Origin of the sequence: Micromonospora sp. KC207 (genome assembly GCF_004348615.1) — a bacterium.
Taxonomy (GTDB): Bacteria; Actinomycetota; Actinomycetes; order Mycobacteriales; family Micromonosporaceae; genus Micromonospora.
The window spans coordinates 1-7613 of the sequence record NZ_SMKJ01000312.1; the positions used below are offsets into that span (position 1 = coordinate 1).

Genomic DNA, 7613 nt, shown 5'->3' on the forward strand with positions numbered 1-7613 from the left:
GGGGCGGGTCGGCGCTGGGCGAAGGCGGCGAAGGCCGTCAGGGACTCCGGGTTGGCCAGGGCGCCCTTCGCCGCCGCGCTGTCCACCGGCGTGCCGGTGAGGATCTTCTTCACCGGCACCTCCAGCTTCTTGGCGCTCAGGGTGCGCGGGACGGCCCGGACCTGGTGGATCTCGTCGGGGACGTGCCGCGGCGACAGGGCGGTCCGCAGCTCGCGGCAGATCCTGCGCCGCAGGTCGTCGCCCAGCTCCAGGCCCTCGGCGAGGACCACGAACAGCAGTAGTTCCCCCGCGCCGCCCTCGTCGTCCTCCAGGTGCACCACCACCGAGTCGACGACCTCGTCGAGGCCCTCGACCACCGAGTAGAACTCGGCGGTGCCGAGCCGCACGCCGCCCCGGTTGAGGGTGGCGTCGGAGCGGCCGGTGATCACGCAACCGCCCCGGTCGTTGATCGTGATCCAGTCGCCGTGCCGCCACACGCCCGGGTAGAGCTCGAAGTACGCCTCCCGGTAGCGGGCGCCGTCCGGGTCGTTCCAGAACCCGATCGGCATGCTCGGCATCGGGGCGGTGATCACCAGCTCGCCCAACTCGCCGAGGACCGGGGTGCCGTCGGCCGAGCGTGCCTCCACCCGCGCGCCGAGCGCCCGGCAGGTGATCTCCCCGGCGTGCACCGGCAGCAGCGGCACCCCGCCGACGAAGCCGGTGCACACGTCCGTGCCGCCGGAGAGCGATTGGAGCTGGAGTTCGCCGCCGACCGCCTCGTACACCCAGGTGAAGCCCTCGGCGGGCAGCGGCGCGCCGGTCGAGCCGACCCCGCGCAGCGCGGACAGGTCGGCGATCTCGCGCGGCACCAGAGCGGCCTTGCGGCAGGCCAGCAGGAACGGCGCGGAGGTGCCGAAGTACGTGGTGCCGGTCTCGGCGGCCAGCCGCCACAGCCCGCCCAGGTCGGGGTGGCCCGGGTTGCCGTCGAACAGCACGATCGCCGCGCCGACCGCCGGCCCGGAAACCAGGAAGTTCCACATCATCCAGCCGGTGGTGGTGAACCAGAAGAACCGGTCGCCCGGGCCCAGGTCGTGGTGCAGGGCGAGCATCTTCAGATGCTCCAGCAGGATGCCCCCGTGGCCGTGCACGATCGGCTTGGGCAGCCCGGTGGTGCCGGAGGAGTAGAGCACGTACAGCGGGTGGTCGAACGGCACCGGGGCGAAGGTCAGCGGCTCGTCGGTCGGCGCGGCCAGCTCCGCCCAGGGGATCGCCCCGCCTTCCGGGGCGGCGACCGGGTCGAGGTACGCGATGGCGACGGTGTGCCGCAGCGACGGCAGGGCGGCCCGGATGGCGGCCACCTCGCCGCGCCGGTCGACGGGCTTGTCGCCGTACCGGTAGCCGTCGACGGCGACGAGGACCTTCGGCTCGATCTGCCGCCACCGGTCGGTGACGCTGCGGGTGCCGAACTCCGGCGCGCAGGACGAGAAGATCGCGCCGAGGCTGGCGGTGGCCAGCAGCAGCACGTACGTCTCGCAGATGTTCGGCGCGTACGCGGCGACCCGGTCACCGGGGCCGACGCCGAGGCGGCGCAGCCCGGCCGCCACCCGGCGGACCCGCTCGCGCAGCTCGGCCGCCGTCAGGTGCTCCGGCGCGCGGGTCTGCCCGTGCGCGATCACCACCGGGTCGTCGTCGCCCAGCCCCGGCATGCGCAGCACGTTCTCGGCGTAGTTGAGCGTGGCCCCGGGAAACCAGCGGGCGCCCGGCATCGCCGGGTCGGCCAGCGTGGCCGTCGGCTCGGTGTGCGCGACGACGCCGAAGTGGTCCCAGACCGAGCGCCAGAACCCGTCGAGGTCGGTGACCGACCACTGCCACAGCGCGGCGTAGTCGGCGAACTCCAGCCCCCGGTGCTCCGCCAGCCAGCGCAGGTAGGCACCGATGCGGGACCGCTCACGCACGTCCGCCGGCGGCGTCCACAGCACGTCACCCACAGCTCCACCCTCCTCCAGGCCCCCCGCACCGCCCTCCGACATGGGCCGTGACGGCCATCTTGCCCCATGTCGCAGCGCCATTGTCCGCCCCGGGTCCGGCCGTCGGGGCGTGCCCGTCCCACACCCCGCGCGCCCACGTCGTGTGGGCGAGGTGCAGGGAGGGTGCAAGGAGGGGCCCCTTGTCAACGCCTTCGGTAGAAGAGGGCACCCTTCTCACCCCATCGGCGGCGCGGGGCAGCGCCCGTCCAGCGAACGGGGTCAGCCCGGCGGCGCGGGGTCAGCCCTCGCGGTGGGCCTGGATGGCGCGACGGCGGGCCAGGCGGTGGGCGCGGCGGATCTCCGCCTCCCGGTAGCGCCGCTCGTCCTGCGGGGTCTCCGGCAGCACCGGGCGGACCGGGCGGGGCGCGCCGCCCACGTCCACCCCCACGAAGACCAGGTACGCCGTGGCGACCGGGACCGGCTCGTCCTCGGCCGAGTCCCAGCGCTCGGCGACCACCCGCACGCCCACCTCCATCGAGGTCTGCCCGGTCCAGTTCACCTGGGCGTGCGCGTGCACCAGGTCGCCCACCCGAACGGCCTCGGAGAACACGATCTCGTCGATCGCGGCGGTCACCGCCGTGCCGCCGCTGTGCCGGGCCGCCGCCGCGCCCGCCACGTCGTCGACGAACTTCATCAACACCCCTCCATGCACGGTTCCGTACAGATTGACGTCGACCGCGGTCATGATCCGGCTGAGGGTGACGCGGGAGTACGACGTGGGCTTGCCCTGCGGCAGGGCGGAGGGGTGATCTGTCATGCCGGAAACGGTACGGTGCGCCAATGCGACATCTCTGGAGCTTCCTCGCCGGGCTGGTGGTGGCGCCGGTCACCTGGCTGCTGCTCACGCTCGGGCAGGACGGGTCGGCCCGCACGATCACCCGGTGGGTGGAGATCGGCACGTTCAACACGGCCAACCTGATCGAGCCGGGCGTCTACCTGGCCGTCGCCGGCGTCCTGCTCGGCCTGCTCGGCACCCTGCGTTTCTCGCCGCTCGGCCCGCTGGTGGCCGGGCTGCTGCTGATCACCCCGTACGTCGGGGTGTTCGTCGCGCCGTTCGAGGTGCGTGACCGCGTCCCGGAGGGCTGGACGGTGCTGGGCGACCCGCTGCCGCTGTTCCTGCCCGTGCGCAACGGGACGCTCTTCCTGATCGGCGTCCTGCTGCTGATGGCCACGTTCAGCGGGCAGCGGTGGCGGCGTTGGCCCCGGCCGGCGGCCGAGCCCGCGCCGGCGCAGCGGCCGGAGGACGGCAACGCCTTCACGCTGACCGACTGGCCTGCGCCGGGGAGCGCCGCTGAGCGGGACACCGCCCCGCTCAGCCTGGGCTACCCGGACCAGACGCCGCCCGAGCCGCTGCCCCGCCGCTCGGCCGGGGAGTCCCCCTGGTCGGCCCCGCCGCGCCGGCCCGAGGACACCACCACCGAGCTGCGCTGACGAGCCCGACGTCGGTCACGCGGGCGTGGTGGGCGCGGGGGTGGGCCCCTGCCGCGTCACGCACCGCGCCTGGGTGACCGACGTCTCGGGCCGGCCACCGAGCCGTGGGTGGGTCAGCCGCGCAGTAGCTGGCGGGCCATCACGATGCGCTGGACCTGGTTGGTGCCCTCGTAGATCTGAGTGATCTTGGCGTCCCGCATCATCCGCTCGACCGGGTAGTCGCGGGTGTAGCCGTACCCGCCGAGCAGTTGCACGGCGTCGGTGGTGATCTCCATGGCGGCGTCCGAGGCGAAGCACTTGGCCGCCGCGCCGAAGTACGTCAGGTCGGCGTCGCCCCGCTCGGACTTGCCGGCGGCGGCGTACGTCAACTGGCGGGCCGCCTCCAGCTTCATGCCCATGTCGGCGAGCATGAACTGGATGCCCTGGAACTCGGCGACCGCCTTCCCGAACTGCCTGCGCTCCTGGACGTACCCCTTGGCGTAGTCGAGCGCGCCCTGCGCGATGCCGACGGCCTGCGCGGCGATGGTGACCCGGGTGTGGTCGAGGGTCTTCATGGCGGTGGCGAAGCCGGTCCCCTCCGCGCCGATCATTCGGTCGGCGGGGATCCGGACGCTGTCGAGGTAGACCTCGCGGGTCGGCGAGCCCTTGATACCGAGCTTCTTCTCGGGGGCGCCGAAGCTGACGCCCGGGTCGGACTTCTCGACCACGAACGCCGAGATGCCCTTGGAGCGGGCTGTGGGATCCGTCACGGCGAAGACGGTGTAGAACTCCGAGACCCCGGCGTTGGTGATCCAGCGCTTCACGCCGTTGAGCACCCAGTGGTCGCCGTCGCGGACCGCCCTGGTGGTCATCGACGCGGCGTCGCTGCCGGCCTCCGGCTCGGAGAGGCAGTACGAGAACATCGCCTCCCCGGCGGCGACCGGGGTCAGGTAGGTGCGCTTGAGCTCCTCGCCGCCGGCCAGGATCAGCGGCATGGTGCCCAGCTTGTTCACCGCGGGGATCAGCGAGGACGAGGCGCAGGCCCGGGCGACCTCCTCGATCACGATGGCGGTGGCCAGGGCGTCCGCCCCGGCGCCGCCGTACTCGACGGGAATGTGCGGGGCGTGGAAGTCGGCGGAGCGCAGCGCGTCGTAGGACGCCTTGGGGAACTCGCCGGTCTCGTCCGCCTCGGCGGCGTGCGGTGCCACCTTCGCCGCACAGACCTCACGCACCGCCTCCCGGACCGCCTCGTGCTCCTCGGGCAACCGGTAGACGTCGAACGACTGCTCTGCGGCCATGTCGGCCCCTCCCCTTCACGGCTATCATGCGCAGTCTGTAGCGTCGCGGAACCGCCGACGGCGCAGACTGAGGATAGCGGCCAGCGCTCGGTTGATCCTTACCGCCGCGTAGGCTCGGGCCTGACCGAGGCGTCGCTGCGGCACGGCGGGCAGAGGTCGACGCGGCACGGCGAGCAGAAAACGACACAATTCCCCTTCGGTGCCGGCCAGGCGCCGCAGCCGAATGCGACGCGAGGAAGCGCCGCCAGCGCGAGCGGAGAAGACAGGCGTGACGATTCCGTACCCGAACACCCAACCGATGCCGGCCATCGCCGCGGTGACGCCGCCCTCCGGCGCGGCCCGGCCCCGGGTCACCTTCCTCGGCACCGGCTACCTCGGTGCGACGTACGCCATCTGCTACGCCGAGCTGGGTTACGACGTGCTCGGCTTCGACGTCGACGCCGACAAGATCGCCAAGCTGAACGCGGGCGAGGTGCCGATCCACGAGCCCGGCCTCGACGAGCTGCTACGGCGCAACCTGGCCGCCGGCCGGCTGCGGTTCAGCACCGACATCGCCGAGACCGCCGACTTCGGCGACGTGCACTTCATCTGCGTGGGGACCCCGCAGCGGGCCGACGGGATGGGCGCCGACCTGTCGTACGTCGAGGCCTCCGTCACCAGCCTCGCCCAACACCTGACCCGCAAGGCGCTGATCGTCGGCAAGTCCACCGTCCCGGTGGGCACCGCCGAGTGGGTGGAGCAGCTCGTCGGCAAGCACACCCCGAACGACCTGGGCGTCGAGGTGGCGTGGAGCCCGGAGTTCCTCCAGGAGGGCTTCGCCGTCGACGACGTGCTGCGTCCCAACCGGATCGTGGTCGGCGTGAAGAGCGACTGGGCCAACGGCATGCTCTACGCCGCCCACAAGGGGGTCTTCGACCTGGCTGCCACCGAGGACCGTGAGGTCCCGCTGGTGGTCACCGACTTCGCCACCGCCGAGCTGGTCAAGGTCGCCGCGAACGCCTTCCTGGCCACCAAGATCTCGTTCATCAACGCGATGGCCGAGGTGTGCGAGGTCGCCGGCGGCGACGTCACCCAGCTGGCCAAGGCGATCGGGTACGACCCCCGGATCGGCAACCGGTTCCTCCAGGCCGGTCTCGGTTTCGGCGGCGCCTGCCTGCCCAAGGACATCCGCGCCTTCCAGGCCCGCGCCCAGGAACTCGGTGCCGGCGAGGCGCTGCGCTTCCTGCACGAGGTCGACCTGATCAACCTGCGCCGCCGGACCCGGGTGATCGCGCTCGCCGCCGAGCTGCTCGGCCGTCGTTCCGGGCCCGCCGGGCCGGACCTGTCCGGCACCCGGATCGCCGTGCTCGGGGCCACGTTCAAACCCAACACCGACGACGTACGCGACGCCCCGGCGCTCGCGGTCGCCGGGCTGCTGGGCAAGGCCGGGGCAGACGTGCACGTGTACGACCCGCAGGGCACCGACAACGCCCGCCGGGTGGCCCCCGAGCTGACGTACGAGTCCACCATGGCCGACGCGGTGACCGGGGCGGACCTGGTCTGCGTCCTCACCGAGTGGGCCGACTTCCGCAACGCCGACCCGGTGGCCCTCGGCGAGCTGGTCGCCGGCCGCCGCGTGGTCGACGGCCGCAACTGCCTCGACTCGACAATGTGGAGCCAGGCGGGCTGGGAGTACCGGGGCATGGGCCGCCCCTGACCCCGACCCGACACCGGTGACGGCCGGCCGCGGACCTCGTCCGTGGCCGGCCGTGCGCTTTTCGTCACCGCCGAACCGCCGACAGGTGTCGAAATCCGCGCCAGCTCAGGGCATGCTGCGACAGTGGTAGTCCACAGTGCGGGCCAGCCGGGTGGAGGGGTGTCGTGCAGACCTTTCAGTGCTCCTCGTGCAGCCGGGAGATCAAGCCGGCCGCCCAGTGCCCGCACTGCGGCGCGCACCAGCCCCAGTGGGCGGGGCACCTGGCGGAGGTCGAGCGCTCGATCGCGGAGATGAAGGCCCGCGAGGCGGCCATCGCCGCCGAGCAGCGGCAGATCGCCGCCAAGATGCAGGCCGCGCTCTTCCAGCGGGACATCCTGGCGCACGCCGGCGAGGAACGGCTCAAGCAGGCCACCCGCCCCCGGCGGGTGCTGCGCCGCCGGCCCGGCCGCCGACCGCCGACCGCGACCACCGGGGCGTCGCCCCGGGTGCCCCGGCAGGGTGCCGCGCCACCCGGGCCGGAGGATCCGCCACCGCCGACACCTCCGTCGGCGGCCCGCTGGCTGAACGCCGACAACCCCGAACACCCGCCGGAGGCCTCGTCCCGGGAGGTGCAGAACATCCCCCTCGGGCTCGGCGCGCTGCTGCTCGCCGTGGCCGCGGTGGTCTTCGCCGCGGTGGCCACCAGCTCGATGGACGCCCTGTCCCGGCTGGGCATCCTGCTCGTCGCCACGGTGTTGCTGCTGCTCGCCCCGCCGGTGCTCGCCCGGCGCGGGCTCACCTCGACGGCCGAGACGATCTCCGCCGTCGGCCTGCTGCTGGTGCCCCTCGCCGGATACGCGCTGTGGACGGTGGACCTGATCGGCGGCGGGGGCGCGTCCGGGGCGCTCTTCGCCGGGGTGATCTTCGCGGTCACCGCCGCCGTCGGGTTCGGCTACGCCCTCTTCACGGGGCTGCGCGCGCCTCGCTTCGCCACCGTGCTGGCCGCGCAGCCGGTGTTGCCGCTGCTGGCGTACGACCGGGTGTCCGGGCCGGCAGGCTGGGCGATGGTGCTGACCGTGGTCGCGGTGATCGACCTCTGGCTGGCCCGCTCACCGGTCACGGTGGAACGGCCGGCCCGGCAGGACGTGCCGGGCGGAACGTTCCCCCCGTCCGCCCCGCCGCCCCGCCGGCCCACCGAGGACGGCCGGCCCACCGATGCCGGAC

Annotated in this window: 5 protein-coding genes and 1 pseudogene; 3 read left to right on the plus strand and 3 right to left on the minus strand. The window is 73.3% G+C overall.

Annotation, left to right across the window (positions count from 1 at the left end):
• Together E1258_RS27560 and E1258_RS27565 are read right to left on the minus strand one after the other, a co-directional pair.
• On the minus strand, window positions 1-1967 hold a 1967-nt coding region (locus tag E1258_RS27560; protein WP_132406254.1), incomplete at its 3' end, for an acetoacetate--CoA ligase.
• Window positions 1968-2244: 277 nt separating this feature from the next.
• A complete protein-coding gene (locus E1258_RS27565) occupies window positions 2245-2763 on the minus strand; it encodes an acyl-CoA thioesterase (protein ID WP_036374318.1) in 519 nt (172 codons plus the stop codon).
• 23 nt (window positions 2764-2786) lie between these two features.
• Here E1258_RS27565 and E1258_RS27570 point away from each other — a divergent pair, with 23 nt between their 5' ends.
• Window positions 2787-3437, plus strand: a complete 651-nt coding sequence (locus E1258_RS27570) for a hypothetical protein (RefSeq protein WP_132406256.1) — start codon at window positions 2787-2789, stop codon at window positions 3435-3437.
• Window positions 3438-3550: 113 nt separating this feature from the next.
• On the opposite strand, the gene E1258_RS27575 is transcribed toward E1258_RS27570, so the two are convergent.
• Window positions 3551-4714, minus strand: a complete 1164-nt coding sequence (locus E1258_RS27575; RefSeq protein ID WP_007074708.1) for an acyl-CoA dehydrogenase family protein — start codon at window positions 4712-4714, stop codon at window positions 3551-3553.
• A 268-nt stretch (window positions 4715-4982) separates the two neighbouring features.
• Here E1258_RS27575 and E1258_RS27580 point away from each other — a divergent pair, with 268 nt between their 5' ends.
• Window positions 4983-6410: a UDP-glucose/GDP-mannose dehydrogenase family protein gene (locus E1258_RS27580; RefSeq protein WP_132406258.1), complete on the plus strand. Its 1428-nt coding sequence runs from the start codon at window positions 4983-4985 to the stop codon at window positions 6408-6410.
• 164 nt (window positions 6411-6574) lie between these two features.
• Window positions 6575-7613 (plus strand): annotated as a pseudogene (locus tag E1258_RS27585) (permease); the annotation flags it as partial.

Bases quoted from the DNA above. Each gene is read 5' to 3' on its own strand.
- E1258_RS27565 (WP_036374318.1), bottom strand. From the start codon at position 2,763: ATGACAGATCACCCCTCCGCCCTGCCGCAGGGCAAGCCCACGTCGTAC.
- E1258_RS27570 (WP_132406256.1), top strand. From the start codon at position 2,787: ATGCGACATCTCTGGAGCTTCCTCGCCGGGCTGGTGGTGGCGCCGGTC.
- E1258_RS27575 (WP_007074708.1), bottom strand. From the start codon at position 4,714: ATGGCCGCAGAGCAGTCGTTCGACGTCTACCGGTTGCCCGAGGAGCAC.